At 59.2% G+C, this 25,948-nt stretch carries 24 protein-coding genes and 1 tRNA gene; 16 read left to right on the forward strand and 9 right to left on the reverse strand.

Annotated elements, in window-relative coordinates:
* The first annotated feature begins 49 nt into the window (after positions 1 to 49).
* The 6 genes from cysT to bla all read left to right on the forward strand — a co-directional run bounded on the left by cysT (position 50) and on the right by bla (position 5,541).
* Complete coding sequence (gene cysT / locus QEP12_RS02450) at positions 50 to 937, forward strand: sulfate ABC transporter permease subunit CysT (RefSeq protein ID WP_284213259.1); 888 nt, start codon at positions 50 to 52, stop codon at positions 935 to 937.
* The gene (gene cysW / locus QEP12_RS02455; RefSeq protein WP_257469240.1) at positions 934 to 1,896 is read left to right on the forward strand and encodes a sulfate ABC transporter permease subunit CysW; all 963 of its coding nucleotides are present in this window, start codon (positions 934 to 936) and stop codon (positions 1,894 to 1,896) included. The genes cysT and cysW overlap by 4 nt, the downstream gene beginning before the upstream one ends.
* A gap of 28 nt (positions 1,897 to 1,924) precedes the next feature.
* Positions 1,925 to 3,052 (forward strand): sulfate/molybdate ABC transporter ATP-binding protein, encoded by a 1,128-nt coding sequence (locus tag QEP12_RS02460; protein ID WP_284213260.1) that lies wholly within the window; start codon positions 1,925 to 1,927, stop codon positions 3,050 to 3,052.
* 60 nt (positions 3,053 to 3,112) lie between these two features.
* Positions 3,113 to 3,622 (forward strand): disulfide bond formation protein B, encoded by a 510-nt coding sequence (locus tag QEP12_RS02465; RefSeq protein ID WP_284213261.1) that lies wholly within the window; start codon positions 3,113 to 3,115, stop codon positions 3,620 to 3,622.
* A 102-nt stretch (positions 3,623 to 3,724) separates the two neighbouring features.
* A complete protein-coding gene (locus QEP12_RS02470) occupies positions 3,725 to 4,450 on the forward strand; it encodes a pseudouridine synthase (RefSeq protein WP_174863760.1) in 726 nt (241 codons plus the stop codon).
* Positions 4,451 to 4,620: 170 nt separating this feature from the next.
* Positions 4,621 to 5,541 carry a class A beta-lactamase gene (gene bla, locus QEP12_RS02475; RefSeq protein ID WP_174863758.1) on the forward strand — a complete coding sequence of 307 codons (921 nt, stop codon included), beginning with the start codon at positions 4,621 to 4,623 and terminating at the stop codon, positions 5,539 to 5,541.
* 96 nt (positions 5,542 to 5,637) lie between these two features.
* Here the strand turns inward: bla and QEP12_RS02480 are convergent, their stop codons facing one another.
* The gene (locus tag QEP12_RS02480; protein ID WP_284213262.1) at positions 5,638 to 6,312 is read right to left on the reverse strand and encodes a glutathione S-transferase; all 675 of its coding nucleotides are present in this window, start codon (positions 6,310 to 6,312) and stop codon (positions 5,638 to 5,640) included.
* Positions 6,313 to 6,564: 252 nt separating this feature from the next.
* Here QEP12_RS02480 and QEP12_RS02485 point away from each other — a divergent pair.
* Positions 6,565 to 6,655, forward strand: a tRNA-Ser gene (locus QEP12_RS02485).
* Positions 6,656 to 6,980: 325 nt separating this feature from the next.
* Here the strand turns inward: QEP12_RS02485 and QEP12_RS02490 are convergent.
* Together QEP12_RS02490 and QEP12_RS02495 are read right to left on the reverse strand one after the other, a co-directional pair.
* On the reverse strand, positions 6,981 to 7,898 hold the full coding sequence (locus QEP12_RS02490; protein ID WP_174863756.1) for an SPFH domain-containing protein: 918 nt from the start codon (positions 7,896 to 7,898) through the stop codon (positions 6,981 to 6,983).
* Positions 7,899 to 7,959: 61 nt separating this feature from the next.
* Positions 7,960 to 8,382: an NfeD family protein gene (locus QEP12_RS02495; protein WP_284213263.1), complete on the reverse strand. Its 423-nt coding sequence runs from the start codon at positions 8,380 to 8,382 to the stop codon at positions 7,960 to 7,962.
* A 151-nt stretch (positions 8,383 to 8,533) separates the two neighbouring features.
* Between QEP12_RS02495 and QEP12_RS02500 the strand changes: the two genes are divergently transcribed.
* Entirely contained in the window at positions 8,534 to 10,933 is a 2,400-nt protein-coding gene (locus tag QEP12_RS02500) for an arginine/lysine/ornithine decarboxylase (RefSeq protein ID WP_284213264.1), read from the forward strand.
* 134 nt (positions 10,934 to 11,067) lie between these two features.
* Here the strand turns inward: QEP12_RS02500 and QEP12_RS02505 are convergent, their stop codons facing one another.
* The 5 genes from QEP12_RS02505 to fabI form a co-directional block, all read right to left on the reverse strand.
* A complete protein-coding gene (locus QEP12_RS02505; protein ID WP_284213265.1) occupies positions 11,068 to 11,937 on the reverse strand; it encodes a DNA ligase in 870 nt (289 codons plus the stop codon).
* A gap of 180 nt (positions 11,938 to 12,117) precedes the next feature.
* Complete coding sequence (locus tag QEP12_RS02510; protein WP_284213266.1) at positions 12,118 to 13,992, reverse strand: potassium transporter Kup; 1,875 nt, start codon at positions 13,990 to 13,992, stop codon at positions 12,118 to 12,120.
* Positions 13,993 to 14,284: 292 nt separating this feature from the next.
* Positions 14,285 to 14,812, reverse strand: coding sequence for a superoxide dismutase family protein (locus QEP12_RS02515; protein WP_284213267.1), 528 nt, complete (start codon positions 14,810 to 14,812; stop codon positions 14,285 to 14,287).
* 160 nt (positions 14,813 to 14,972) lie between these two features.
* Positions 14,973 to 15,911: a ZIP family metal transporter gene (locus tag QEP12_RS02520; protein WP_174863750.1), complete on the reverse strand. Its 939-nt coding sequence runs from the start codon at positions 15,909 to 15,911 to the stop codon at positions 14,973 to 14,975.
* A 243-nt stretch (positions 15,912 to 16,154) separates the two neighbouring features.
* Positions 16,155 to 16,955 (reverse strand): enoyl-ACP reductase FabI, encoded by an 801-nt coding sequence (gene fabI / locus QEP12_RS02525; RefSeq protein ID WP_284213268.1) that lies wholly within the window; start codon positions 16,953 to 16,955, stop codon positions 16,155 to 16,157.
* Positions 16,956 to 17,054: 99 nt separating this feature from the next.
* Between fabI and QEP12_RS02530 the strand changes: the two genes are divergently transcribed.
* The 5 genes from QEP12_RS02530 (at position 17,055) to QEP12_RS02550 (ending at position 23,227) form a co-directional block, all read left to right on the forward strand.
* Positions 17,055 to 18,902: an extracellular solute-binding protein gene (locus QEP12_RS02530; protein ID WP_284213269.1), complete on the forward strand. Its 1,848-nt coding sequence runs from the start codon at positions 17,055 to 17,057 to the stop codon at positions 18,900 to 18,902.
* Positions 18,903 to 18,905: 3 nt separating this feature from the next.
* Positions 18,906 to 19,934, forward strand: a complete 1,029-nt coding sequence (locus QEP12_RS02535; RefSeq protein ID WP_284213270.1) for a microcin C ABC transporter permease YejB — start codon at positions 18,906 to 18,908, stop codon at positions 19,932 to 19,934.
* 3 nt (positions 19,935 to 19,937) lie between these two features.
* Positions 19,938 to 21,053, forward strand: coding sequence for an ABC transporter permease (locus tag QEP12_RS02540; protein WP_284213271.1), 1,116 nt, complete (start codon positions 19,938 to 19,940; stop codon positions 21,051 to 21,053).
* The gene (locus tag QEP12_RS02545) at positions 21,050 to 22,669 is read left to right on the forward strand and encodes an ABC transporter ATP-binding protein (protein ID WP_284213272.1); all 1,620 of its coding nucleotides are present in this window, start codon (positions 21,050 to 21,052) and stop codon (positions 22,667 to 22,669) included. The genes QEP12_RS02540 and QEP12_RS02545 overlap by 4 nt, the downstream gene beginning before the upstream one ends.
* Positions 22,670 to 22,783: 114 nt before the next feature.
* The gene (locus QEP12_RS02550) at positions 22,784 to 23,227 is read left to right on the forward strand and encodes an RcnB family protein (RefSeq protein ID WP_284213273.1); all 444 of its coding nucleotides are present in this window, start codon (positions 22,784 to 22,786) and stop codon (positions 23,225 to 23,227) included.
* Positions 23,228 to 23,393: 166 nt separating this feature from the next.
* Here QEP12_RS02550 and QEP12_RS02555 read toward each other — a convergent pair whose 3' ends face one another.
* Entirely contained in the window at positions 23,394 to 24,113 is a 720-nt protein-coding gene (locus QEP12_RS02555) for a lipocalin family protein (RefSeq protein ID WP_284213274.1), read from the reverse strand.
* A 269-nt stretch (positions 24,114 to 24,382) separates the two neighbouring features.
* On the opposite strand from QEP12_RS02555, the gene QEP12_RS02560 reads away from it, so the two are divergent.
* From QEP12_RS02560 to rimP, 3 genes are all read left to right on the forward strand, one after another.
* A complete protein-coding gene (locus tag QEP12_RS02560) occupies positions 24,383 to 24,550 on the forward strand; it encodes a hypothetical protein (RefSeq protein WP_219164369.1) in 168 nt (55 codons plus the stop codon).
* Between the two features lie 212 nt (positions 24,551 to 24,762).
* The gene (locus QEP12_RS02565) at positions 24,763 to 25,152 is read left to right on the forward strand and encodes a thioredoxin family protein (protein ID WP_284213275.1); all 390 of its coding nucleotides are present in this window, start codon (positions 24,763 to 24,765) and stop codon (positions 25,150 to 25,152) included.
* A gap of 192 nt (positions 25,153 to 25,344) precedes the next feature.
* Positions 25,345 to 25,923: a ribosome maturation factor RimP gene (rimP, locus tag QEP12_RS02570; RefSeq protein WP_284213276.1), complete on the forward strand. Its 579-nt coding sequence runs from the start codon at positions 25,345 to 25,347 to the stop codon at positions 25,921 to 25,923.
* Positions 25,924 to 25,948: the final 25 nt, after the last annotated feature.

Genomic DNA, 25,948 nt, shown 5'->3' on the forward strand with positions numbered 1-25,948 from the left:
CGGACTCAGGCAACTTTCATCACAACAATCACAGGCTGTCAGGGACATCATGGCTTTTGCATCCCCCGTCAGCCCAAGTCTTGGCGCTACTGCCCCGGCCCGCCGTGGGCGTGGCGCCAAGCGCGTTCTGCCCGGTTTCGGGCTGACCTTGGGCTACACACTGTTTTATCTCAGCATCATCGTGCTGATACCGCTGTCGGCGCTGATCTTTAAAACGTTTGAACTCACCTGGGAGCAGTTCTGGGAGGCGGTGAGCGCCCCGCGTGTAGTGGCTTCCTACAAGCTGACGTTTGGCGCCTCGTTCCTGGCGGCCGTGGTGAACCTGGTGTTCGGTTTGCTGATTGCCTGGGTGCTGGTGCGCTACAAGTTCCCGGGCAAAAAAATTGTCGACGCGCTGGTGGACTTGCCGTTTGCACTGCCCACAGCGGTTGCGGGCATCTCGCTGACAGCCTTGCTGGCCGGCAACGGTTGGGTAGGCCAGTACCTGGAGCCGCTGGGCATTCAATTGGCTTTCAACCCCAACGGTATCGTGATTGCGCTGATTTTTATTGGGCTGCCTTTTGTGGTGCGCACGGTGCAGCCGGTGCTGGAAGACTCTGAAAAAGAGCTGGAAGAAGCCGCCACCAGTTTGGGGGCCAGCCGCTGGCAAATTTTCTACAAAGTGATTTTGCCCAGCATCTTGCCCGCCCTGATGACGGGCTTTGCCATGGCATTTGCACGTGCCGTGGGGGAGTACGGCTCGGTCATTTTCATCGCGGGCAACATGCCCATGATTTCAGAGATCACGCCGCTGATCATCATCGGCAAGCTGGAGCAGTACGACTATGCCGGCGCAACGGCAGTCGCCGTGGTCATGCTGCTGATTTCGTTTGTATTGCTGCTGGTGATTAACGCCCTGCAAGCCTGGCAACGCCGTCACGCAGGAGCACCCGTATGAACGAACAACACTACTTTTTGCTCAAGGTGCTGCTGGCGGTGCTGGTACTGCTGGTGATCGCCTACCAGCTGACTGCGCCCAAAAAAGGCAGCAAACCCGAAAAGCTGTCGGTGACCGAGCCGCGCTGGGTACGTTGGGTGCTGATCGGTGTGGCGATGAGCTTCATCTTGTTGTTTTTGGTGCTGCCACTGGCGGCGGTGTTTACCGAAGCGTTGCGCAAAGGCTTGGAGGCGTACTGGCAGGGGCTGCATGAGCCCGATGCGTGGGCTGCCATCAAGCTCACCTTGCTGACCGCCGTGATTGCCGTGCCCTTGAATTTGGTGTTTGGCGTGGCAGCAGCCTGGTGCATTGCCAAGTACGAGTTCAAAGGCAAGGCATTTTTGACCACGCTGATTGATTTGCCCTTCTCAATCTCCCCCGTGGTGGCCGGTTTGATGTACGTGCTGGTGTTTGGTGCCAACGGCTGGATGGGCGCTTGGCTGGCTGAGCATGACATCAAGATCATCTTTGCGGTGCCGGGCATTGTGCTGGCTACCGTGTTTGTCACCTTCCCGTTCATTGCCCGCGAGCTGATTCCGCTGATGCAGGCCCAAGGCAATGACGAAGAACAGGCGGCCATCGTGCTGGGCGCCAGCGGCTGGCAAACCTTCTGGTACGTGACGCTGCCCAACATCAAATGGGGCCTGCTGTACGGCGTCATTCTGTGCAACGCCCGGGCCATGGGTGAGTTTGGTGCGGTGTCGGTGGTCTCGGGCCACATCCGTGGGCAGACCAACACCATTCCGCTGCACGTGGAAATTCTCTACAACGAATACCAATCGGTCGCGGCATTTGCGGCGGCATCTTTGCTGGCCTTGCTGGCGCTGGTGACGCTGGTCATCAAGACCTACGCCGAATGGAAGCATGAACAACAAGTGCAGGCGGCAGCCAATATGCCGCCTGAGCGCCCCAGCCACTAAAGCGCGGTGCAACTGAAAGAGACAGATCATGAGCATTGAAATTCGCAATGTCAGCAAGCAGTTTGGCGACTTCCAGGCCCTGCGCGATGTGAGTTTGGACATCCAGTCCGGAGAGTTGATTGCGCTGCTCGGCCCCTCGGGCTGCGGCAAGACCACGCTGCTGCGCATCATCGCCGGGCTAGAGACGCCCGATGTGGGCAGCATCCACTTCAGCGGCGAAGACACCACCGACGTGCACGTGCGCGAGCGCAACGTGGGCTTTGTGTTTCAGCACTACGCACTGTTTCGTCATATGACAGTGTTTGAGAACGTGGCCTTTGGCTTGCGGGTGAAGCCGCGCAAAGAGCGCCCCAGCGAAGCACAGATCAAAGAAAAGGTCATGAACCTGCTCAAGCTGGTGCAGCTGGACTGGGTGGCAGAGCGCTTTCCATCGCAACTGTCGGGGGGGCAGCGCCAGCGTATCGCCCTGGCCCGCGCCTTGGCAGTAGAGCCCAAGGTGTTGCTGCTGGATGAGCCCTTTGGCGCGCTGGATGCCAAGGTGCGCAAGGAGCTGCGCCGCTGGTTGCGCCGCCTGCACGATGAGCTGCATGTGACCTCGATTTTTGTGACGCACGACCAAGAAGAAGCCCTGGAAGTGGCCGACCGCGTGGTGGTAATCAACAAGGGCAAGATCGAGCAAGAAGGCACACCGCAAGAGGTTTGGGAAAACCCCGCCAGCCCCTTTGTCTATGGCTTCTTGGGGGACGTGAACCTGTTCAAAGGCCGCGCCCAAGATGGACAGGTGTATCTGCAAGAAGGCATGCAGCTGGAGAGCAGCGAAGCCAAGGGCGCGGTCGACAAAAATGCCTTTGCCTATGTGCGCCCGCACGAGCTGGACGTGGCGCGCTACTCGCCCGGCCAAAACACCGACGGCAATGGCCGCACCACGGGGCTGGTGGTGCAGCTCAGCCGTGCGATTGTGGTGGGGCCGATTGCCCGTTTGGAACTAATTGCCGCAGAAGATACCCAAGCCGGAGACAATGCACAGTCCGAGCATTTGATTGAGGCGCAAATACCCGCCGAGCAGTTCCGTGAAATGGGCCTGCGCGAAGGAGAGACACTGGTGGTCACGCCACGTCGCGCCAAGGTATTCTTGGACGAAGCAGCAGGCATTTAACGCAGCCATCTGCACCAGGCAGGGGCGGCAGATGCCGCCCTTTATTTTTCAGAGAACAACATGCAGGTTTTGAACTGGATTACCACCGCCCCGCGCCGCACTTTGGCGCTGATTGCCGCAGCCTGTGTGGCGCTGCTGGCTTTTGGCATGTATTTGCAGCACGTGCAAGGTCTGGAGCCTTGTCCCATGTGCATTGTGCAGCGCTATGCTTTGGTTTTGGTAGCTGTCAGCGCAGGACTGGCAAGCCTTAGGGGCTCAAAAGGCTGGTGGATGTCTTTCGGCGTTCTGGCACTGGCCGCTTCGGGTTTCGGTGCATTTGTGGCGGCGCGCCAAACCTGGCTGCAGTGGTACCCCCCGGAGTTCGCCAGCTGCGGGCGCGACTTCTACGGCATGATTGAAAACTACCCCGTCAGCCGCGCCATTCCCATGATTTTCCGTGGCTCGGGCGACTGCGCTGCCGTGGATTGGACGTTCTTGGGCGGCTCCATCGCCAACTGGTCGTTCGTATGCTTTGTGGGTTTTGCGGCGGTGTTGCTGGTGCTGCTCCTCAAGGGCGGTAAACGCGCTTAACACTACCCACTCGTTCATTGCCCCAAGCCCCGGTATGTACTGCATGCCGGGGCTTTTGCTTGTGGCCCACAATCGCATGTTTTGCAAGTTGGTTTTTTGGGTATGCCTCAGTACATCCTCTTTCACAAGCCGTATGGCGTTCTGTCGCAGTTCACGCCAGAGGATGGCGCACGTTCGCTGGCGGAGTTTGATCTGCCCAAAGGGGTGTATCCGGCCGGGCGGCTGGACAAAGATTCTGAAGGCTTGCTGCTGCTGACCGATGACGGGCCGTTGATTGAGCAATTGCTCAATCCGCGCAACCAAAAGCCCAAAACCTACTGGGCGCTGGTAGAGCGGGTACCCGATGAAGCTGCGCTGCAGCGCATGCGCGATGGGCTGCGCATTGAGGACTACACCACGCTGCCCTGCGAAGTGCAGATGCTGGACCCGCAGCCTGACGTAGCGCCCCGCGATCCGCCTGTGCGTGTGCGCAAAAGCGTGCAAGACGTGTGGCTGGCCATCACCGTGGTGGAGGGTAAAAACCGCCAGGTGCGCAAAATGACAGCGGCCATAGGCCATCCCACGCTGCGCTTGGTTCGCCGCAGCATTGCCAATCTGGAACTCGGTGATTTGCCGCTGGGCCAGTGGCGCGCCATTGCCCGTGAAGAGATCCGGTGGGGCACCACCACAACCAATCCCGATGGCGATGCTGCCGAGGCAACGACTGCCAGTGGTGTACCCGTGCGCTATGTGCGTGAAGCGCGCAGCCCAGCAACGCAGCCACGCAAGTGGGGCCAGCCAACCGCGGCACCGCGCCGCCCTGGCGCGTGGTTCAACAAGAAAAAATAAAAATAGAAGCGGCTAGCGCAGGTAATGCAAAGGTTTCAAAGAGTTTTTGCATTGAAATGAAGCTTTGGTGAACGCTAGGCGCTCTCTTTTTCTTTCACCGTAGACGGACGATGGGTTTTTCTGCGCGCTATGGTCGCCATGGTCTTTGGATATTCACGAAAGGATGTGACATGGATCGCAGAAACTGCTTGCAAATGGCCTGGCTTTTGGGGCTAGGTGGCATCGCTGGCTGCACTGTGCCAGCGCCACCCCACGGCACCAGCGCAGCCAGCCGCTGGCAGCAGGCATTGGCGCAACTGGAGTCACAAAGCGGCGGACGACTGGGGCTGTATGCCCAGCAGTGGGGCAGCAAACCATGCCTGGCGTACCGCAGCGCTGAGCGCTTTCCCATGTGCAGCACTTTCAAAAGCCTGCTGGTCGCGCAGGTGCTGGATTTGGCGGGGCGAGGTGTTTTGGATTTGGCGCACACCGTGCGCTACAGCCGGCAAGCGCTGGTGCCTTATTCGCCGCTGACACAGCCGCATGCCGATGGCGCGGGCATGACCGTACAGGCGCTGTGCGCCGCCGCCGTCACGGTCAGTGACAACACCGCCGCCAACTTGCTGCTGCAACTGCAAGGCGGCCCTGCCGGCTTGACGCAGTGGTTGCGCGCGGTGGGCGACGATGACACGCGCCTGGATCGTTATGAGCCTGATCTCAACACCGCGCTGCCCGGTGATGTGCGTGATACCACGACGCCCCAGGCCATGGCAGGCAGCATGCTGGGCTTGATGCAGCCGGGGCCAAACGCATGGCTTAAACCTAAACAGCAGGCGCTGCTGCAGCAATGGCTCCTGGCCAGTCCCACGGGCAACAAGCGTTTGCGCGCAGGCATGCCTCAAGATTGGAAAGTGGGTGGCAAAACCGGTACTGGAGTGAACGGCACTGCCAATGACGTGGTGCTGGTCTGGCCCAAGCCAGCGGCTGCACCTTTGGTGGTGGCGGCGTACTTGACTGGTGCGCAGTCAGTAGATGACGCCGCACGAGACGCAATCTTGGCCCAGGCAGGTGCCCTGGTGGCGCAGTGGTGGAAGCACCAGCAGCAGGCATAAATCGTCAGGCCATCCCAAAAGGCACTTCGAAGGTGGTTCAAGTGCCTAGGGTGCAGTCCTTTCACCGCTGCCGCTGCACAGGTGCGCGTGGATGTCTTAATCCGACTCCACGCTGTCGGTGCTGAAGGCAGGGCCTGTGGTGCCGGGTAACCAGCCCGGATAGGTTTCCATGATTTCGGCAAACAAGGCCGAATCAATCCAGCGCTGCAACCAGTCTTGCAGATGCGGCCAAGGCTGCTCGGCCCACTGCGCCTCATCAATGCGCGCAAACTGGCGCACAAAGGGGCGCAGCGCCATATCGGCCAAGCTGGGGTTCATACCAAACAGGTAGCCGCTCTCGGCCAGTTGCGCATCCAGATCAGCCAACCAAGTCAGCGCATCGGTTTGCGCTTGGTTGACCGCTTCGGCAGTGTAGCGCTCAGGGTATTTGCAGCGGTCCAGTGCTTGCTTGAAAAAACTGTCGTTGCGGCCAATCAGGGCCAGCATGTCCTCCAGCGTACCTTGGGTAGGGGCCAGCCAGCCATCGGGATCTTTGGATTGCAGCGCATGCAACATGATCTCCAGGCTTTGCTCAATCACGCGCCCATCTTGCAGCACCAGCACGGGCACCGTGCCTTTGGGTGATGCCTCCAGCAACGCTTGTGGCTTGTTGCGCAGATTGATCTCGCGCAACTCACATGCCAGCCCCGCATGGGCAAGCGCCAAACGCGCACGCATGGCATAGGGGCAGCGACGGAAAGAGTACAAGATGGGCAAAGCTGGAACAGTCATTCAATCGATGTGCAAGTGAAGAGGGTGGCAGTTGGGGCATGGGCAGGCCATTTCGCCCGCCCAAAGTGGGGCACTGTACCTGTTTGTCGCAAAACGTGCGCGGTTGTGGCCCTGGGCAATCTGCCTTTGCACACTCGTAGCCGTCAAGAAACTGTGCACGTAGCTGTAGAAGATGAAAAAACGCCTGTTTCTTCAAAAAAGTGCGCGCTTTGTGGATGAGCGCGTCAAAAGCACGTTAGAATTTCAGCTTCCGGAGAGGTGGATGAGCGGTTTAAGTCGCACGCCTGGAAAGCGTGTGTGGGTTAATAGCCCACCGCGGGTTCGAATCCCGCCCTCTCCGCCAGATACATCTTTTGATGCTGAAGTCTTCCAAGCTTCAACACAGCATCACTAGCAAAATCAAGACGTTAAGCCTCAGTACAGCAATGCACTGGGGCTTTTTTGTTTCTAACGGCGGCGCTTAAGTCATCGCTTTGGTAACACCGGCTATGTGCAAGCCGGTGCACCCCGCATGGACAACGATGCGTTTGATGTATGGCCTAGGCGACGGGCGCAGTAATTAAAACGGGCCCCTGTGGGCCCGTTGGTGGATTAGCAGTCTGCGTGGTCAGTACTCAGACTGTGTGCCCTGGTTCTAACGCTAGCAGCCACCTGCATGCTGCCTCGAATCAGCTGGACTTTCCGCCCTGCTGCACCACCCGCATCGCGGAGGCAATCAGGCCAGAAACTTCAGAAATATTGCTGGGCACGATCAGTGTGGTGTTGGCGTCTTGTGCCACTTTGCTATAGGCCTTGACCGCACTTTCAGCGACTTTCAACTGCACGGCTTGTTCGCCGCCAGGGTGCTGGATGGCGGCGGCTACGCGTTCCAATGCTTGGGCGGTAGCTTCTGCCACGGTAGTGATGGCCGTGGCATCACCTTGCGCTTTGTTGATGGCGGCCTGCTTTTCACCTTCGGAGCGTGCAATGAAGGCTTCGCGCTCACCAGTGGCGATGTTGATTTGTTCCTGGCGGCGGCCTTCGGAGGCGGCAATCAGCGCGCGCTTTTCGCGCTCGGCGGTGATCTGGGCCTGCATGGCGCGCAGAATTTCGTTGGGGGGGGTCAAGTCCTTGATTTCATAACGCAGCACTTTCACGCCCCAGTTCAGCGCGGCTTCGTCAATCGCATTGACGACCTGGGCATTGATCATGTCGCGCTCTTCAAAGGTTTTGTCCAGCTCCAGCTTACCGATCACGCTGCGCAGCGAGGTTTGCGCCAGTTGCGTGACTGCCATGATGTAGTTGGACGAGCCGTAGCTGGCACGCATGGGGTCGGTGACCTGAAAGTACAGGATGCCGTCCACCTGAAGCTGGGTGTTGTCGCGCGTAATGCAGACCTGACTGGGCACATCCAGCGGGATTTCCTTGAGGCTGTGCTTGTAGGCGACTTTTTCCACAAACGGAATGATGATGCGCAGACCGGGGCCCAATGTGCCTGCGTATTTGCCCAATCGCTCTTTGACCCACGCATGTTGCTGGGGAACGATTTTGACGGCCATCGATACGAAAACGATAGCGATCACAAAAAGAATAATGGCGATTTCCATAGACCAGACCTTGGTTGGATAGACAACAGTGAAAAAGAAGAAAGGACAAGCGTAAGCGGGTCTACGCTTTGTCCACGATCAGACGACTGCCTTGCACCTCAATCACGCGGTATAAACCTGGTGCAGGCAGGCTGCCGGCGCGCAGCACGACCGTCCATTGGCTGCCGCGGTAGGGGATGCGGGCCGTGCCGTCGCTGTTCCACTCGGGGACATGCAGGGTTTCACCAATGTCGAGGTTGATGTCAGGATTGGCCGTGGTGGGCAGCTCGGGTTTGTGGCGGCGAATGCGTTTAAACACCAGCACGCACAGCACGCCAACGGCTGCGGCGGCACAAATTTGCAGGGGCATGCTCAGGCCCAGGTGTGCTGCGATGGCGCCCGCCGCCATTCCCGTTGCGACCAGCAACAGATAAATGGTGCCGGTGAGTAGCTCTGCGACGATGACGCAGCCGGTCAGTACCCACCACCAAGTGCTTGGCTCCATGGCCTGCCTCCCTTTGTTTCAATGTGTGGGGCAGTTGTGATACTGCCTCTAGATGTAGGAAATGAACCAGTATTTTCTGGCCCCGCACTAGATATTACTTACACTGCGCGCCTATCTGATTTTTATTGTTCCCGATTGCAAAGGGTTGCGCATGAAATTCCGTTTTCCCATCGTCATCATCGACGAGGATTACCGCTCCGACAACACGTCTGGTCTGGGCATCCGCGCCCTGGCGCAGGCCATTGAGGATGAGGGCTTTGAAGTCCTTGGGGTGACCAGTTATGGTGACCTGAGCCAGTTTGCGCAACAGCAAAGTCGCGCCAGCGCGTTCATCTTGTCGATAGACGACGAAGAGCTGACCGGGGACAACGACGACCCCATCATTCACAGCCTGCGCAGCTTCATTGGCGAAGTGCGCCGCAAAAATGAAGAGGTGCCGATCTACATCTACGGCGAGACCAAGACCAGCCGCCACCTGCCCAACGACATCCTGCGCGAGTTGCATGGCTTCATCCACATGTTCGAGGACACGCCCGAGTTCGTGGCCAAGCACATCATCCGAGAAGCCAAGGCCTACCTGGAAAGCGTGCAGCCGCCGTTCTTCAAAGCCTTGCTGGACTATGCCGAAGACGGCTCGTACAGCTGGCACTGCCCCGGTCACTCCGGGGGCGTGGCCTTCCTGAAGACGCCCGTGGGCCAGATGTACCACCAGTTCTACGGCGAGAACATGCTGCGCGCTGACGTGTGCAATGCCGTGGAAGAGCTGGGCCAGCTGTTGGACCACAACGGCGCGATTGGTGAATCTGAGCGCAATGCCGCACGCATCTTCAATGCCGACCACTGCTACTTTGTGACCAACGGCACCTCCACCTCCAACAAGATCGTCTGGCACCACACCGTGGCCCCTGGCGACGTGGTGGTGGTGGACCGCAACTGCCACAAGTCCATCCTGCACTCCATCATCATGACGGGTGCGATTCCGGTGTTCTTGAAGCCCACGCGCAACCACTTCGGCATCATCGGCCCGATCCCGCAAAGCGAATTCAGCGTGGAATCCATCCAGGCCAAGATTGCCGCCAACCCCTTGCTCAAGGGTGTGGACGCCAATGCTGTCAAGCCGCGCGTGCTGACGCTGACACAGTCGACCTACGACGGCGTGCTCTACAACACCGAGACCATCAAGAACATGCTGGACGGCTACGTAGCCAACCTGCACTTCGACGAGGCGTGGCTGCCGCACGCGGCCTTCCACCCCTTCTATGGCACCTACCACGCCATGGGCAAGAAGCGCCAGCGCCCGAAAGAGTCGGTGGTGTACGCCACGCAGTCCATCCACAAGCTGCTGGCCGGTATCAGCCAGGCCTCGCACGTGCTGGTGCAGGATTCTCAGAACGAGAAGCTGGACCACCACCTGTTCAACGAGGCGTACCTGATGCACACCTCGACCAGCCCACAGTACAGCATCATTGCCAGCTGCGACGTGGCCGCCGCCATGATGGAGCCGCCCGGCGGCACAGCGCTGGTGGAAGAGTCCATCCTGGAAGCGCTGAACTTCCGCCGCGCCATGCGCAAGGTGGACGATGAGTTTGGCGACGACGACTGGTGGTTCCAGGTCTGGGGCCCGGAAAAGCTGGCCGAAGAGGGCGTTGGCCGTGCGGACGACTGGATCATCCGCGGCAAGGATGCTGCGCCCAAGACCAAGTCCAAGAAAAAGAACGGCAAGGAATTCGACAACTGGCACGGTTTTGGCGACTTGGCCGACGGCTTCAACATGCTGGACCCTATCAAGTCCACCATCGTCACGCCTGGCCTGGACCTGGACGGCGACTTTGCCGACACCGGCATTCCCGCCTCCATCGTCACCAAGTACCTGGCCGAGCACGGCGTGGTGGTCGAGAAGACCGGCCTGTACTCGTTCTTCATCATGTTTACCATCGGCATCACCAAGGGTCGCTGGAACACCATGCTGACGGCGCTGCAGCAGTTCAAGGACGACTACGACCGCAACCAGCCGCTGGTGCGCATCCTGCCCGAGTTCGTGCAGCAGCACCGCCGCTACCAGCGCATGGGCCTCAAGGACCTGTGCCAGCATGTGCACGAGCTGTACGCCAAGTACGACATCGCCCGCCTGACGACGGAGATGTACCTGTCGGATTTGCAGCCTGCGATGAAGCCATCGGACGCCTACGCCCACATTGCGCAGCGCAAGACCGAGCGCGTGGAGATCGACCACTTGGTGGGCCGCACCACCGTGGGTTTGGTGACACCATACCCACCCGGCATTCCGCTGCTGATTCCCGGTGAAGTCTTCAACAAGAAGATCGTGGACTACCTGCTGTTCGCCCGCGAATTTGCCAAGGAGTGCCCCGGCTTTGAAACCGATATCCACGGTCTGGTGGAGATCGAAGACGACAAGGGTGAAGTGCGCTACTACGCAGACTGCGTGGTGCAAGACAAGCCCCAACCCGCTGCCAAGAAGGCTGTGGCACCCCGCGCCAAGTCGCCCGTGCGCAAGCCTGCTGCCAAGTCCACCGGGGGCGCAGCGAAGTAAATAGCTGCCGCAGTCAAAGCCTTGGCCAATGTGCGAAGGCTTAAAAATAAGAGCTTGTAGCGCTTGTCTTGCTTGGTTTTCAGGTGTTAAAGCATCTGAAACCCTCTAGATATAAGCGCTGCAAGCTCTCTTTTTTATCGATCCGGGCTGGAGGCGGGAGCTGAAGCTTCGCCGCGCACACGCCAGTAGCGGGCGAAGCGCGGCAACCCACTGGGGTGGGAGCCGTTGTGGCGATAGGTGATGGTGCTGCCAACCGGGGGCGGGTTGGCGCGGTCTGCGTCGCTCAAGCCACTGCCAATTTTGAAGCGCTGCCCGCCGGGCAGCTCCACCAGCAGCGCGCCCGTCATGCCTTGGTATTTGCCTTTGCCGGGCAGGTGGGCCACCACCACGGCTTCCGCATCGTCAAACAGTTTGAGTTTGATGAGGTCATCGCTGCGGCCTGCGCGGTAGGGGCTGTCGGCACGGCGCAGCATCAGCCCTTCGGCGCCTTGCTGGCTCACGCTGCGCAACTGGCGCATCAGCGCCTCGTGGCTGGTCACCTGCCATTGCGGTGCCTGCTGCACCCAGCTTTGGCCAATGGCGCGCACGTTGCGCTGCAACTGCTGCTGGCGCTGCACCAAGTTGCCAGCATGCCCGGGCACATCAAACACCATATAGCGTACAGCACGCCAACCGGCTTCGTCGACAGCGCCTTGTGCCACGGTCGATTGCACGGCTGCAAACTGGCCGCGGCCGGCCCATAACTCACCGTCCAGCGCTGTGCTGGGCCAGTGGTGGGTGAACCATGCCGGAGCAGCAATCGGAATGCCCTGGCGGCTGAGCAATTGCTGGCCTGTCCAGTGGGCGCGAATGCCATCGTATTTTTCACTGACCCAGTAGTGGGCAAGGTTCAAGCCGGGGTGATAGCCGTTCGCCAGGGTGAGTGTCGACCCTTGTGCGTGCGCAGGGGCGCACACCAGCACGCTGAAGGCAACAAAACCGAGCAAGTAAGTGCGACGCAACATGGCTGCAGCATAAAAAATGTGGCGCTGCTGGCTAGTCCGCTGGTCTGGTTGTTGGAGAAAGTTGACCTGCCTGCACAGTCGGATGTGCAGGCAACGCACGCACTGCGCTGTGTGTTGCTGGTACAGGAGCGTATGCGTAGGTGGGTGCAGTGTGGGGCGCGCGGTGCGCCGCACCGCGTCTCAAATCACAATTTGGCTGCCCAGTTCCACCACATTGCGGTTGGGCAGATGCAAGAAATCTGCAGCAGAGCTGGCGTTACGGTACATCTGCGCAAACAGTTTTTCGCGCCACAGCGCCATGCCACGGCCATGCTGCGCCACGATGATGTCGCGCGAGAGAAAGTAACTGGTTTCCATCACAGAGGCCTTGGGCAACTCACCTTTGAGAGACAGCAGCTTCAGGGCATTGGGCACATGCGGCTCATCTTTGAAGCCAAAGTGCAGCACCACCTGCCAGCAGTCGTGGCCCAGGTCATGCGCGGTTGCTCGGCTGTCCGACGGTACGTGGGCGACTTCGTGGTTGCGCACCGTGACGAAAACATTGCGGGCATGCAGCACCTTGTTGTGTTTGAGGTTGTGCAGCAAAGCACTGGGCACGGTGCCTACTTGGGAAGACAAAAACACCGCCGTACCTTCCACGCGGGTGACGCTATCGCGGCGCAGCATGGTTAAAAAATCGATCAAAGGCAGGGCGTGTGGCCGCAATGATTGCAGCACCAACTCGCGCCCGGTATGCCAGGTGCGCATGAGCAAAAACATGCCTGCGCCAATGGCCAGCGGGAACCAGCCCCCATCGGTCAGCTTGAGCAAATTAGAGGCAAAAAAGCTCACATCCACGGCCAGGAAAAAGGCGGTGGCTGCAGCGATGGGCAGCAGCGGGTATTTCCAGCCCCAGCGCACCACAAAGAAGGTCAGCACGGTGGTGATCAGCATGTCCAGCGTGACTGCAATGCCGTAAGCCGCAGCCAAAGCACCGGAGGACTGGAAGAAAATGACGGCCAGCGCAATGCCTGCGCACAGCCCCCAGTTCACCAAAGGCAGATAAATCTGGCCCGTGTCTGTTTCGCTGGTGTGCAGCACTTGCAAGCGCGGCAGATAGCCCAGCTGTATGACCTGTTTGGTGACGCTGAATGCGCCTGTAATCAGCGCTTGCGAGGCAATCACCGTAGCCGCCGTGGCCAGCACCACCATGGGCAGCAGCAGGGCGCGTGGTGCCATGGCAAAGAAGGGGTTGCTGACGGCATCGGGCTGCTGCAGCAGCAAAGCCCCTTGGCCCAGGTAATTGATCAGCAGTGCGGGCATGGCAACGCCAAACCACGCTTGTCGAATGGGGCGTTTGCCAAAGTGGCCCAAGTCTGCATACAGCGCTTCAGCACCTGTGACGCACAGCACGACGGCGCCCAGCAGCAAAAATGCCACCCCCGGCTCCTCCCACACAAATGCGAACGCATAGTGGGGGCTGAGGGCCCACAAAATTTGCGGATGCTGGGCAATGTGCCAAAAGCCCAATGCAGCCAGGCTGAGAAACCACAGCCCCATGATGGGGCCAAACCAGCGGCCAATGCCGGCGGTACCGCGCTTTTGCACCGCAAAAAGCACGAACAAAATCAGCAAAGTCAGCGGTACCACCGCCGAGGAAAAACGGGGGGAGAGCACCGCCAACCCTTCCACGGCCGACAGCACGGAAATTGCCGGGGTAATCACACCGTCGCCGTAAAACAGGCAGGTGCCAAAAATACCAATGGCCATCAACCAGCGGCGCAAACGCGGGTGGCCTTCTACGGCGCTCGCTGCCAATGCCAGCATGGCCACCAGGCCGCCTTCCCCACGGTTGTCAGCGCGCAGCACCAAGGTGACGTATTTGAGTGAGACGATGACCGTCACTGTCCACACCACCAGCGACAGCACACCGTACACATGGGCCGTGGTGAGCGCGACATGGCCAGAACTAAAAACTTCTTTGAGCGCATACAGCACGCTGGTGCCGATATCGCCATACACCACGCCCAAAGCACCAAGGGTGAGGGCGGCCAACGATGATTTTTCAGATTGCACAAACAAAGCCTGCAGATGCGATGGTCGCCATTGTCTGAGTTCGCGCCTGCGTCGTCGATGGCCGTACAAGGCTATGTTGCATGCAGGGGTATGCGCCGCCAGAGGCTTGCGGTGCAAGGCGTTGTTTGATAGGTAAGAAAAACATAGCTGTCTGCGCTTGCTGTATCTGCGTTAGATGCCAAAAAAAGTAAAAAACCGACAGTCCAAGATGTCGGTTTTTTAGGGTGTGGAGGCGTGTTGGCTCTGGGGCGCAACTGCTACTCGGCGCGCCGTTGCCGCCAGCGATGGCTTGTTACTGCGGTTGAATGACCCCGCAGGCCAGTCGCGCCCCAGCGTTGCCTGTGGGTTGGGTGGTGTAGTCGTCAGGGTCAGCATGCACGATCAATGCACGATTAGCGATATTGTTGGTGCCGCTGCCCAGGCTGATTTGGTTGGTTTCATAGTGCACGACAGCCATGCCATTGGCATTGGCATGCAAACTAGGCAAGTCGCCAGCGTGCTGCGGTGCATGGCCGTGCTTGCCATGGGCGGTGTTTTGCGGGTTGAAGTGACCGCCTGCGCTGGTGCCATCGGGGCTGGAGCAGTCGCCTTTTTCATGGATGTGAAAGCCGTGCTCGGAGTTGGGCTTGAGACCACTGATTTGCCCTGTCACCTTCACCATGCCGTGTTTGTGCTGCAAAAAATGCACTTTGCCGGTGACCGTGCTGCCGGTAGTGGGTTTGAGCTCGGCAGTGGCGGAAGGGTCGTTGAGAACGCCTGCGCAGCCAGCCAGTGCTGCGGCCACGGCCAAGCTTGAGAGCAAGAGGGGGTAGGTGGTCATAGGGTCTCCCTTGGGGTGAAGTGGTTAAGCAATGAACACACTTTTTCACAGCTATTGCCTGCGCGGGCGTACGCGCAGTCTGAGCTTGGCGTAGTGTTTTGCCGTATGACAGCCCTGTTCAGCCCCCCGCCGTGCAAGCGCAGGGTGCACGGGGCAGGCGCTAGCCGAAAGCGGTGTCCATCACCATCATCAGCACAAAGCCCAGCATCAGGCCGCCGGTGGCAAAGGTTTCATGGCCTTTGCGGTGTGATTCGGGAATGATTTCGTGGCTGATGACAAACAGCATGGCACCTGCGGCAAAGCCCAGCCCCCACGGCAAAATGCCTGCCGATGCGCTGACCACGGCAGCACCCAGTACGGCACCGACAGGCTCCACCAAGCCACTGAGCATGCCCAGCGTCACAGATACTTTGCGGCTGTAGCCTGCCGTCAGCAACGCCATGGCAACCACCAAACCCTCGGGTACGTCTTGGATGGCAATGCCCGTGGCCAAGGCATTGCCTGCCATGCCATCACTGGCGTAGCCAACGCCAATTGCCAGGCCTTCTGGCAGGTTGTGCAAGGTGATGGCAAACACAAACAGCCAAGTGCGTTGCAGGCGCCGTGCCGCGTCCAGATCCATGCCTTCACGGCCCTTGATAAAGTGCTCGTGGGGCAGCAAGCGGTCCATCAGCAGCATGACGGCAGCGCCCAGCAAGATGGCGGCACCGATTACCAACGCCGCAGCGCTATCGGAGCCGCCAAACAACGCTTGGCTACGCACAGCCTCCATACCGGGCAGGATGAGTGAGAACGCACAGGCCGCCAGCATCACTCCCGCACCAAAACCAAACAAGGTGTCCTGGGTGCGCGCACTCATGCTGTGGGAAAACATGACAGGCACGGTTCCCAAGGCGGTCGCAAAGGCCGCGACCATGCCGCCGCCCAAGGCTTGAAGCACGACGGGTTGCTGCTGCGCATAGCTCCAGAACATGCTAAATAGCGCCCAAATACCTGCCACAGAGATGGCAAAACCGACCCACAAGCGCACGCTGTGCTTGATGCCAAGCACGCCCACGCTCAGAGGGGTGTGCGTATCTGAGGCAGCGTTCTTTTTCATAAGTGCTTATCCAGAGTGGTCAGTGCAGCGTGATAGTGGTTGTGCGGCAGCGGTGTCAGTCAATCACTGATTGTCGTTAGATGCGATTCATTCTTGTTTTGGTGGGCGTAAATTCCCCGCAAACCTTCGTGGTTGCCGCCTGGGGTAGAGGGGATGCACAGCAATTGGCCTAATAAAAAAAGCAAAAAGGCCCTGCAGGCCAATGGACCTGCAGGGCTTGGGGCAGCAGCGTGTGCGGAGTTTTTAGACTTGGTCTGCAGACAGGCCGGCTGTCTGGCTGAAACCACCGTCCACATAGGTGATCTCTGCGGTAATGCCCGAGGCCATGTTCGACAGCAAGAAAGCGGCGGTGTTGCCCACATCTTCAATGGTCACGTTGCGGCGCAGGGGGGCTGCATCGGCCACGCGGCCCAGCAGCTTGCCAAAGTCCTTGATGCCCGAGGCGGCCAAGGTCTTGATGGGGCCTGCAGAAATGCCATTCGCACGGATGGCGCGGCCATCTGCGGTGCGGCCTACGGCTTCGGCCAGGTAGCGCACAGAAGCTTCCAGCGACGCTTTGGCCAGACCCATGGTGTTGTAGTTGGGGATGGAGCGCAGGGCACCCAGGTACGACAGCGTCAGCAGCGAGGACCTGTCGTTCAGGTAAGGCAGGGCCGCCTTGGCCATGGCGGGGAAGCTGTAGGCGCTGATATCGTGGGCGATCTTGAAGGATTCGCGACTCAGACCGTCCAGGAAGTTGCCCGCAATCGCTTCGCGGGGTGCAAAACCGATGGAGTGCACAAAGCCGTCAAACGTGCCCCAGGCTTCGCCCAGGCCCTTGAACATGGCTTCGATTTGCGCGTCGTCGGCCACATCGCAGTCAAACACCAGCTTGGAGTCAAACTCCGCGGCAAACTCGGTGATACGGTCTTTGAAGCGCTCGCCCACATAGCTGAAAGCCAGCTCTGCACCTTGTTCGTGGCAGGCTTTGGCGATGCCGTAAGCGATGGAACGGTTGGACAGCACGCCCGTAATCAGCAGCTTCTTGCCGGTCAAAATACCCATTGTTCTTCTCCTTGAGGAAATACGTCGATGGCCGGCCGCGTGGTTTTGCGTGAAGCAAAAAAAGCAGGGCGGCGGGCCGCTGTGGTGCAGAATTGTCTCATGCGCTTTTGGAAGTTTTGTTTCTTGCTCGCAGGAGCCTCTACGGTGACCCCCACTTGGGCTGACCACGCCTATGCTTTGTGGGGCCAGCCCAAATATGCGCAGAGCTTTGCGCACTTTGACTATGTGAACCCGCAAGCCCCGAAAGGTGGGGAGTTGCGGTTGGTGAGCAATCTGCGCACCTCCACCTTTGACAAATACAACCCCTTCACCATCAAAGGCAGTGCGCCGGCGTATTTGTCCAACTTGATGTTTGACACCTTGCTCACGGGCAGCATGGACGAAACGGCCACCGGCTATGGTTTGCTGGCCGAAGATGTGACCGTGGCAGCCGATGGCTTGTCGGCCACGTTCCGGATTCGCCCGCAGGCCCGCTTTCACGATGGCAAGCAGGTGCTGGCACACGATGTGAAGCACAGCTACGAAACGCTGGTGGGTCCCCACACTTCCCCAGGTTACAAAACCATGCTGGCGGAGGTTGCTGCGTGTGAGGTGCTCAATGACCGTACCGTGCGTTTCACCTTCCGGTCCCCCAACCGCGAGTTGCCATTGACCGTCGGCGGTTTGCCGATTTTTAGCCGCGACTGGGGGGCAGGCAAGCCTTTCAACGAAGTGGTGATGGACACGCCCATAGGCAGCGGGCCCTACAAAATCGGCCCCGTGCGCTTTGGCAAAGACATCACCTATGTGCGCGATGCCCATTACTGGGCCAGAGATTTGCCCGTACGCCGGGGTACGGTCAACTTTGACCGTATCAGCGTCAAAATTTACAAAGACAACACCGCCAAGCTGGAAGCGCTGAAGGCCGGAGAGTTTGACTTGATGCGCTTTTTCAGCGCAGGTGATTGGGCGCGCCGGGTGGATGGGCGCAAATTCCGCACGGGGGAGTTGGTCAAAGGGGAGTTCGCGCACAAGCTGCCCACGGGCTTTCAAAGTTATGTACTCAATACGCGCAGGCCTTTTTTGCAAGACGTGCGTGTGCGCGAAGCGCTGGGCCTGGCGCTGGACTATGAATGGATGAACCGCCAGATGTTCTACGGCGCCTACCAGCGCGTGAATGGCATTTTTGGCAACACCGTGTGCCAGACCACGGGCAGCCCGTCCCCCCAAGAGTTGGCCTTGATGCAGCCTTTCGGGGATGTGCTGCCGCCCGCTGCGTTTGGCCCGATGACCGTACCGCCACGCACCGATGGCGACAGCAGCTTGCGCGATAACCTGCGCAAAGCCCAAGGATTGCTGGCCGCAGCAGGCTGGACGGTGCAAGGCGGCGTGCTGCGCAACAGCGATGGCCAGGCGCTGGTGCTGGAATACATGGACAGCGGCGAAGGCGGCCAGCGCACCGTGGCACCCTGGCAGCGCAATCTGCAAAAACTGGGGATTGAGCTGAAATACCGTGCCGTGGACTTTGCGCTCTACCAGCAGCGCCTGCAAAAGTTTGACTTCGACATCACCAGCATTGCCTACCAAGGCACCAACAATCCGGGCCAGGAGTTTGCCGATTTGTTTGGCAGCGCGGCGGCAGACCAGGAAGACTCGGGCAACTTCCCCGGTGTGAAAAGCAAAGCGGTGGATGCGTTCATCCATGCCATGGTCTCGGCCAAGACGCAGGAGCAGCTGCTGCCCGCCTGCCATGCGCTGGAGCGTGCCATTGCCCACGGCCACTACCTGATTCCGCAGTGGTCGGCCAACACGCACCGCATGGCCTACAACCAGTGGCGCCTGGAGCACCCGGCTGTGATTCCGCCCTATTCCAGCGGTGAAGGCTGGGTGATCGATACGTGGTGGGCGCGCATGCCACCGCTCACGGCAGACACTGCCGCTGCTGCACTGCGCAAAGGGGGGCAGTAAGCCATGTTCGCCTATATCCTCAAGCGTATTTTGCTTATGGTGCCTACGCTGCTGGGGGTGCTGCTGCTCACTTTTATGGTGATCCAGTTTGTGCCCGGTGGCCCGGTGGAACAGTACCTGGCCGAGGCCAAGGCCGGTGCGGGCGCTGGTGCCGAAGGCGGTGGCATGGCCTACCGCGGCGCGCAGGGGGTGGACCCGCAACGTATCGAGCAGATCAAAGCCCTGTACGGTTTTGACAAGCCTGCGCACGAGCGTTTTTTCCAAATGCTGGGGCAGTTTGCGCGTTTTGATCTGGGCCAGAGCTTCTTCCAGAACAAGCCGGTGTGGGCGCTGATTGCCGAGAAGCTGCCGGTGTCCATCAGCCTGGGGTTGTGGACGTTTTTCATCAGCTACCTGGTGGCCGTGCCGCTGGGCGTGGCCAAGGCGGTGCGCGCCGGTTCGCGCTTTGACCTGGTGACCACCTTGCTGATCTTGATTGGCTATGCCATTCCGGGTTTTGTGCTGGGCGTGGCGCTGCTGGTGATTTTTGGCGGGCAGCTGCAGTGGTTTCCGTTGCGCGGGCTGACCTCGGCCAACTGGGACGAGTTGAGCCTGCTGGGCAAGGTGGTGGACTACCTGTGGCACATCGCCCTGCCGGTGACGGCCATGGTGGCAGGCAGTTTTGCCGTGACGGCCATGCTGACCAAGAATGCATTTTTGGAAGAAATCCGTAAGCAATACGTGCTCACAGCCCGCGCCAAGGGGCTGAGTGAAAAGCAAGTGCTGTACAAGCACGTGTTTCGCAATGCGCTGATTCCCATCATCACCGGCTTTCCGGCCGCTTTCATCGGTGCGTTTTTTGCGGGCTCGCTGCTGATTGAGACGCTGTTCTCGCTCGATGGTTTGGGCCTGCTCAGCTATGAAAGTGTGATTCGCCGCGACTACCCGGTGGTGCTGGGCTCGCTGTACCTGTTCACCCTGATCGGCTTGGTCACCAAGCTCATCAGCGACCTGTGCTACGTCTGGGTCGATCCCCGTGTGAAATTTGATTGAAATATGGCTCTAACGCAAGCACAGTCTGCGCAAGCAGCTATATCTATAGAAGCGCGTGACGCAGTTCCAGCGCGCTCGGTGTCGCCCAGCCAGCGCGCGTGGCAGCGCTTCAAGCGCAACAAGCTGGGCTTTTACAGCCTGGTGATTTTTTGCGTGATGGTGGTGCTGAGCCTGTGCGCCGAAGTGGTGAGCAACGACAAACCGCTGATCGTGCGCTACGAAGGCCAGACTTACTTTCCCTTGCTGAAGGACTACCCGGAAACCGTGTTTGGCGGCGACTTTGCAACGCCCACCGACTACCTCGACCCGTTCATTCAGCAGCAGTTGCAAAAGGGCAGCAACTGGGCGCTGTTCCCCATCAACCGCTACGGCACGGACACCATCAACTATTTTGCGCAGTCTCCCAACCCTGCACCGCCTTCGGCCGCCAACTGGCTGGGCACGGATGACCGTGGGCGCGATTTGTTGGCGCAGCTGCTCTATGGGTTTCGCGTCAGCGTGCTGTTTGCACTGGCGCTGACGGTGGTAGGTGTGCTGCTGGGTGTCATTACAGGCGCTATCCAGGGCTTTTTTGGGGGCAAGACGGACTTGGCCTTTCAGCGCTTTATTGAAATTTGGGGCTCTATGCCGGAGCTGTATCTGCTCATCATCTTCAGCGCCGTGCTGGCGCCCAGCATCAGCTTGCTGCTGGTGCTGCTGAGTCTGTTTGGCTGGATGGGGCTGTCCGACTATGTGCGCGCCGAGTTTTTACGCAACCGCCAGCTGGACTATGTGAAAGCCGCACGGGCGCTGGGTGTGCCCAATGGGCAAATCATCTGGCGCCATATCTTGCCCAACAGCTTGACGCCCGTGGTCACCTTTTTGCCCTTTCGCATGAGCGCCGCCATTTTGGCGCTGACTTCGCTGGACTTTCTGGGTCTGGGGGTGCCGCCCGGCACCCCCAGCCTGGGCGAGTTGCTCAGCCAAGGCAAAAACAGCATTGATGCGTGGTGGATTTCATTGGGCACTTTTGCGGTGCTGGTCATGACCTTGCTGCTGCTGACCTTTATGGGCGACGCCTTGCGCGATGCGCTGGACCCACGCAAGGCGCAGGTCACCGACGTGAAGGAGGGCGCATGATGGCCAACGCTGTAACAACGCCGCCGCCTTTGCTGTCCGTGCAAGACCTGAAGGTGCGTTTTGGCAGCAAAAAAGTGGTGCAAGGCGTGAGTTTTGATTTGCACGCGGGCGAGAAACTGGCGCTGGTGGGAGAGTCGGGCTCCGGTAAAACCATCACGGCGCTGAGTTTGCTGCGCTTGGTGGCTGATGCCCATATCAGCGGCAACGTCATGCTGGACGGGCGCAGCCTGCTTTCATTGCCAGAGCGCGACATGCGCGCCATACGTGGCGGTGATGTGGCCATGATCTTCCAGGAGCCCATGACGGCGCTCAACCCCCTGATGCCCGTGGGCACCCAGGTGGCCGAGGTGCTGCAACTCAAGCAAGCGCTGAGCAAGCAGCAAGCCTGGGCGCAGGCGGTGGAGTTGCTGGCCACCACCGGCATCCCCGATCCGCAGCGCCGTGCGCAAAGCTACCCGCACCAGCTCAGTGGGGGGCAACGTCAGCGCGCCATGATTGCCATGGCGCTGGCCTCAAGCCCCAAGCTGCTGCTGGCCGATGAGCCCACCACGGCCCTGGATGTGACGCTGCGCATGCAAATTTTGCAGCTGCTGGGTGATTTGCAGCGCCAGACGGGCATGGCGATCTTGCTGATTACGCACGATTTGCACTTGGTGCGCCGCTTTGCTGACCGCGCAGCCGTGATGGAGCACGGCATGCTGGTGGAGCAGGGCCCGGTGGCGCAGCTGTTTGACCACCCGCAGCACCCCTACACCCACAAGTTGTTGCACAGCCAGCCTGAGCGGGCCGTGTCGCCCGCCAACCCCAAGGCCAAGCCGGTGGTGCAGGCGCAGAAGCTGCGCGTGGGCTATCCGGTGCCGCTGCCCGGCCTCAAAGGCTGGTTCCAAAAAGGGGAGTTTGTGGCCGTGCAGGGCGCCGATGTATGCCTGCGCCAGGGGCAGACGCTGGGCGTGGTGGGTGAATCGGGCTCGGGCAAGTCGACGCTGGCGCAGGCGATCTTGGGCTTGTTGCCCAGCCAAGGGGCACTGCAAATTGCCGGCAAAAGCTGGCAGCAGCCAGCCATGCGCAACACGCCAGCCAACCAGGCGCTGCGCCAAGCGGTGCAGGTGGTGTTTCAAGACCCGTTTTCCTCGCTGTCGCCGCGTATGACGGTGGAAGAGATTGTTGGCGAAGGCTTGCGCGTGCATGCGCCGGACGTCAGCGAAGCCGGGCGGCGCGAGCAGGTGCTGTCGGTGCTGCTGAGCGTGGGACTGAGCGAGGAGCAATTTCCCGGCTTGCTGCAGCGTTATCCGCATGAGTTCTCAGGCGGTCAGCGCCAGCGCTTGGCGGTGGCGCGGGCTTTGATTTTGCGCCCCCGGATTTTGGTGCTGGATGAGCCGACCAGCGCGCTGGATGTCACCATCCAAAAGCAGGTACTGGGTTTGCTGCAGCGCTTGCAGCGGGAGTTGGGCTTGAGCTACGTGCTGATTACGCACGATATGGACGTCATTCGCGCCATGGCGCATGAGGTGCTGGTGATGCAAAACGGTGAAGTGGTGGAGCAGGGGGCGGTAGACGCCGTGCTGAACCAGCCGCAGCACCCCTACACCCAGCAACTGGTGCATGCCACTTTGTAGGACCGCTGTAGGCCGACATCATTTTTTGCCGCAACTTTACAAAAGTTGTACATGCTGCTTGCAAGGCCGTCTTAGCATGCGGCTTAACGCAATCAGCCACGAAAGGGCTTCATCATGAAAAAACAACGCATAACCGCAGTGATGACCGCATTGGTGCTCGGTGTTTCCTCACTGAGTGCTTTTGCACAACCAGGCCCACGTGGCCCGCAGGGGCCAGAACATGGCCCGCAAAAAAAGCACCAAAAAGGCCCGCAGCACGCACAGCCAGGGCGTCACCACCCAGCCTCGCACTATCAGGCGCAGCCTCAGCACCCCGGCCACCCGCATGGCATGCCTCCCGGGCAGGCCAAACGCATGGGGGCTGGGCCCAATCACAATTGGGTAAAGGGCTCGCGCGTGCCGCCGCAATACCGCTCGCACCAGTACGTGGTCAACGATTGGCACGGACATGGGCTCAAGCGCCCACCCCGTGGCTATCACTGGGTGCAGTACGGCAGTGATTACCTCCTGGTAGCAATTGCCACGGGCGTGATTGCGCAGTTAATTTTGGGTAATTAATCCGCGAAGGAGTTGCTACCTGTGCGCAGTCAGCGGCTGTGCACTTTGGGCGAAACACAAAAAAGGCTCCTGTGGAGCCTTTTTTATAGCAGACGGCGCTTGTAAATCAGAGTTTTTAGTGTGAAATCAAACTGAAAGCATTGCTGAAAAAGCGCAACATGCTTTCTTATTTATAGCTGCCCGTGGGGTTGACGCCGTCTTGGTGTACCCAAAGTATTTTTTGGGTGTCTACCCCGAGCAGGTGGGCCTGGTGCAACAGCCGCTCTTCCACCCCCTTGGGCAAGGATGGCGAGCGCGAAAGAATCCAGAAATACTTCAGTGATGAGCCAATCACCATGGCCCACTGGTAGTCGTCATCCAGCGCAACCACGTTGTAGCCCGCGTAAAACGGGCCAAAAAAGGACACTTTCAGTGCGGCAATGTCGGCAGCAATTGTTGGCTTGGCCCGGCCGCGAGAAATTTTCCATTCCCTGCGCTTGGGGTCGTAGCCACGGTTGGTGACATCAATGCCCCCCTGGTGGTTGCGGCTGTATTCCGCCTGGGTGCGCTGTAAGCCCTTTTCAAAACTGTGATCGATACGCGCCAATTCATACCATTTGCCCAGGTATCGGTCGATATCAAAATTTTCTACCGGCCGAATTCCCTCTGGTACACGAGGGCTGCGCGAGGCATACAGTGCTGCACCTGCCAGCGCTGCCAAGCCTACGGTGCACAGCGCCGCGCTGCCCAGGCGCATGTTGCTGCGCTCAGGGGGCAGGTGGGCGCTGGTGTGTTGCTGCAAGCTGGTTTTGAGGCTGTGCAAGCAGTGGTGCAGTTTGTCTTGGGCCTCGCAGCGAGGGCAGTGAGAGGTCATGTCGGTCTTGCAAGATCGGCGAAAGAAAGACATAGGCAAAGTCCTGTGGCAAATAACGTGGAGCACCTGGGTGGTGCGCTCGCAAAGCACACAGTATTTGTAGCAGAAGGCGAGCCAGGTTGTAGGTCGCGCCCGTGAATGCGTGTCCAGATGCGCGCAAGCTGTGGCGCACATGCCCAAAATGGCCTGAAAAAGATTGAAATGCCAAGATATGAGACAATTTTTCCAATCCCGCCGTCACGTTGCCCTGCAGTGTGTGGAAAAATACCGGGTTTACTGAAACCTCAACTGGAGAGATTGCCATGGGCAATAAGATCGTTACTGAAGCTGATCGCAAGCGCACCCCCCGTCCCGTTGCTCCTAACGGCGTGACCCTGTTGGCTCAAGGTCGTGGTCAGCGTGTGAGTTTGGAACGTGGTTCGCACACTCGCAGCAAGAAGAATCCAGGCAAGCGCGCTCACGCAGGTTAATCTGCGTGGCTGGGGTGGCTTGATCGCTATCTCCACTTGCTCCAAAAGCCTCAGGCTCTGCCTGGGGCTTTTTTGTTTTGCTCTGCTGCTCTAGCTAAATCTGCGGGCGGCACTTTGTCTTTGCCCGCATCAAAGTGGAAGGTGCCTCGAATGGTTACGATGCAAAGCTTTGGATTTTCGAGGCAGCCTTGTGCTGTGCAAAGAAAGTAAACATGGGCAGTGACAATTCTGCGAAAGTCGGGCAGCCAGCGGCACCTGTCGGTGCAACCTGGAGTGTGGTGTGTCTGTGCGCCGCGTGGTGCGGTGTGTGTCGCCAGTACGAGCCGCAATTCCAAGCGCTAAGCAAAAAATTTCCGCAGGTGCGTTTTGGGTGGGTGGATGTTGAAGACCAAGAAGCGTTGGTAGGTGACGTGGATGTGGAAACCTTCCCCACACTACTGATTGGACGCGGTGACCATGCCATGTTCTTGGGGCCTCTGTTGCCGCAGGTGAAAGTGCTGGAGCGGTTGCTGCAATCGCTGATGGATGGCCAGCCAGCGTCGTCTTTGTTGCCGGTGGAAACGAACGCTCTGTGGCAGCGTATTGCAGGGCATTTGCGCTAAACGCTGCAGGAATTCATGCAGCTTGACATTGCGAATCAATGCTTTGCGGATACAATAAAACATTCACGACCAAACGGGCGGGTACCAACCGCCCTTTTTTTTGGTCGCTTGCATTTGGAGCTCGAAGCCGCCAGCAAGCTAATTGCAGGATGGTTATCGGGTTTTTTGTACTTCCGGGATAGAACTTCGCACGTGGCACTACAGCAAATTGTTGAACAAACCGTAACGGGTCTGGGCTATGACCTGGTGGAGATTGAACGATCCGCAGGTGGATTGCTGCGCATCACCATCGACTTGCCTTGGCAGGCGCCTGAAGAAGGCGTGGATCCGTTGCCAGAAGCTTTTGTGACAGTCGAAGACTGTGAGAAAGTTACGCGTCAACTGCAGTTTGCATTGGAAGTCGACGGTGTGGACTACGCCCGTTTGGAAGTCTCGTCTCCTGGTATTGATCGACCTTTGCGCCACGAGCAAGACTTTGTGCGTTTCGTGGGTTTCGAAATCGACATCACTCTCAAAGAGCCGATTGGCGCTGCCGGCGGCGGTGTTGTGAACGCAAATCGTAAAAAGTTTCGTGGAACGCTAGAGAGAGCGGACACAGGGGGCTGGCAGATTGTCTGGAGTGACGAGCCTGCGCGCAAACCCGGTGCAAAAGTGAGTAAAAAACGTGAGCCCGCGCCGTTGCAGGCTATGGGCTTTGCGCTGGATGAGTTGCGAGAAGCGCGTCTGGCACCTGTGGTGAACTTCAAGGGGCGTGGCACCAAGCCCGCTTGAGATGCATGTCACAGCAAACAGGTGC

The organism is Comamonas jiangduensis, assembly GCF_030162955.1.
Lineage (GTDB): Bacteria > Pseudomonadota > Gammaproteobacteria > Burkholderiales > Burkholderiaceae_C > Comamonas > Comamonas jiangduensis.

What these genes read in the sequence shown, in the direction of transcription:
- QEP12_RS02495 (WP_284213263.1), bottom strand. Translation starts at nt 8,382, where the DNA reads ATGGAGCCAAGCACTTGGTGGTGGGTACTGACCGGCTGCGTCATCGTC.
- QEP12_RS02555 (WP_284213274.1), bottom strand. Translation starts at nt 24,113, where the DNA reads ATGTCTTTCTTTCGCCGATCTTGCAAGACCGACATGACCTCTCACTGC.
- QEP12_RS02465 (WP_284213261.1), top strand. Translation starts at nt 3,113, where the DNA reads ATGCAGGTTTTGAACTGGATTACCACCGCCCCGCGCCGCACTTTGGCG.
- QEP12_RS02540 (WP_284213271.1), top strand. Translation starts at nt 19,938, where the DNA reads ATGGCTCTAACGCAAGCACAGTCTGCGCAAGCAGCTATATCTATAGAA.
- QEP12_RS02530 (WP_284213269.1), top strand. Translation starts at nt 17,055, where the DNA reads ATGCGCTTTTGGAAGTTTTGTTTCTTGCTCGCAGGAGCCTCTACGGTG.
- fabI (WP_284213268.1), bottom strand. Translation starts at nt 16,955, where the DNA reads ATGGGTATTTTGACCGGCAAGAAGCTGCTGATTACGGGCGTGCTGTCC.
- QEP12_RS02550 (WP_284213273.1), top strand. Translation starts at nt 22,784, where the DNA reads ATGAAAAAACAACGCATAACCGCAGTGATGACCGCATTGGTGCTCGGT.
- QEP12_RS02460 (WP_284213260.1), top strand. Translation starts at nt 1,925, where the DNA reads ATGAGCATTGAAATTCGCAATGTCAGCAAGCAGTTTGGCGACTTCCAG.
- QEP12_RS02480 (WP_284213262.1), bottom strand. Translation starts at nt 6,312, where the DNA reads ATGACTGTTCCAGCTTTGCCCATCTTGTACTCTTTCCGTCGCTGCCCC.
- QEP12_RS02500 (WP_284213264.1), top strand. Translation starts at nt 8,534, where the DNA reads ATGAAATTCCGTTTTCCCATCGTCATCATCGACGAGGATTACCGCTCC.
- cysW (WP_257469240.1), top strand. Translation starts at nt 934, where the DNA reads ATGAACGAACAACACTACTTTTTGCTCAAGGTGCTGCTGGCGGTGCTG.
- QEP12_RS02505 (WP_284213265.1), bottom strand. Translation starts at nt 11,937, where the DNA reads ATGTTGCGTCGCACTTACTTGCTCGGTTTTGTTGCCTTCAGCGTGCTG.
- QEP12_RS02545 (WP_284213272.1), top strand. Translation starts at nt 21,050, where the DNA reads ATGATGGCCAACGCTGTAACAACGCCGCCGCCTTTGCTGTCCGTGCAA.
- cysT (WP_284213259.1), top strand. Translation starts at nt 50, where the DNA reads ATGGCTTTTGCATCCCCCGTCAGCCCAAGTCTTGGCGCTACTGCCCCG.
- bla (WP_174863758.1), top strand. Translation starts at nt 4,621, where the DNA reads ATGGATCGCAGAAACTGCTTGCAAATGGCCTGGCTTTTGGGGCTAGGT.
- QEP12_RS02490 (WP_174863756.1), bottom strand. Translation starts at nt 7,898, where the DNA reads ATGGAAATCGCCATTATTCTTTTTGTGATCGCTATCGTTTTCGTATCG.
- QEP12_RS02560 (WP_219164369.1), top strand. Translation starts at nt 24,383, where the DNA reads ATGGGCAATAAGATCGTTACTGAAGCTGATCGCAAGCGCACCCCCCGT.
- QEP12_RS02470 (WP_174863760.1), top strand. Translation starts at nt 3,725, where the DNA reads ATGCCTCAGTACATCCTCTTTCACAAGCCGTATGGCGTTCTGTCGCAG.
- QEP12_RS02520 (WP_174863750.1), bottom strand. Translation starts at nt 15,911, where the DNA reads ATGAAAAAGAACGCTGCCTCAGATACGCACACCCCTCTGAGCGTGGGC.
- QEP12_RS02535 (WP_284213270.1), top strand. Translation starts at nt 18,906, where the DNA reads ATGTTCGCCTATATCCTCAAGCGTATTTTGCTTATGGTGCCTACGCTG.
- QEP12_RS02515 (WP_284213267.1), bottom strand. Translation starts at nt 14,812, where the DNA reads ATGACCACCTACCCCCTCTTGCTCTCAAGCTTGGCCGTGGCCGCAGCA.
- QEP12_RS02565 (WP_284213275.1), top strand. Translation starts at nt 24,763, where the DNA reads ATGGGCAGTGACAATTCTGCGAAAGTCGGGCAGCCAGCGGCACCTGTC.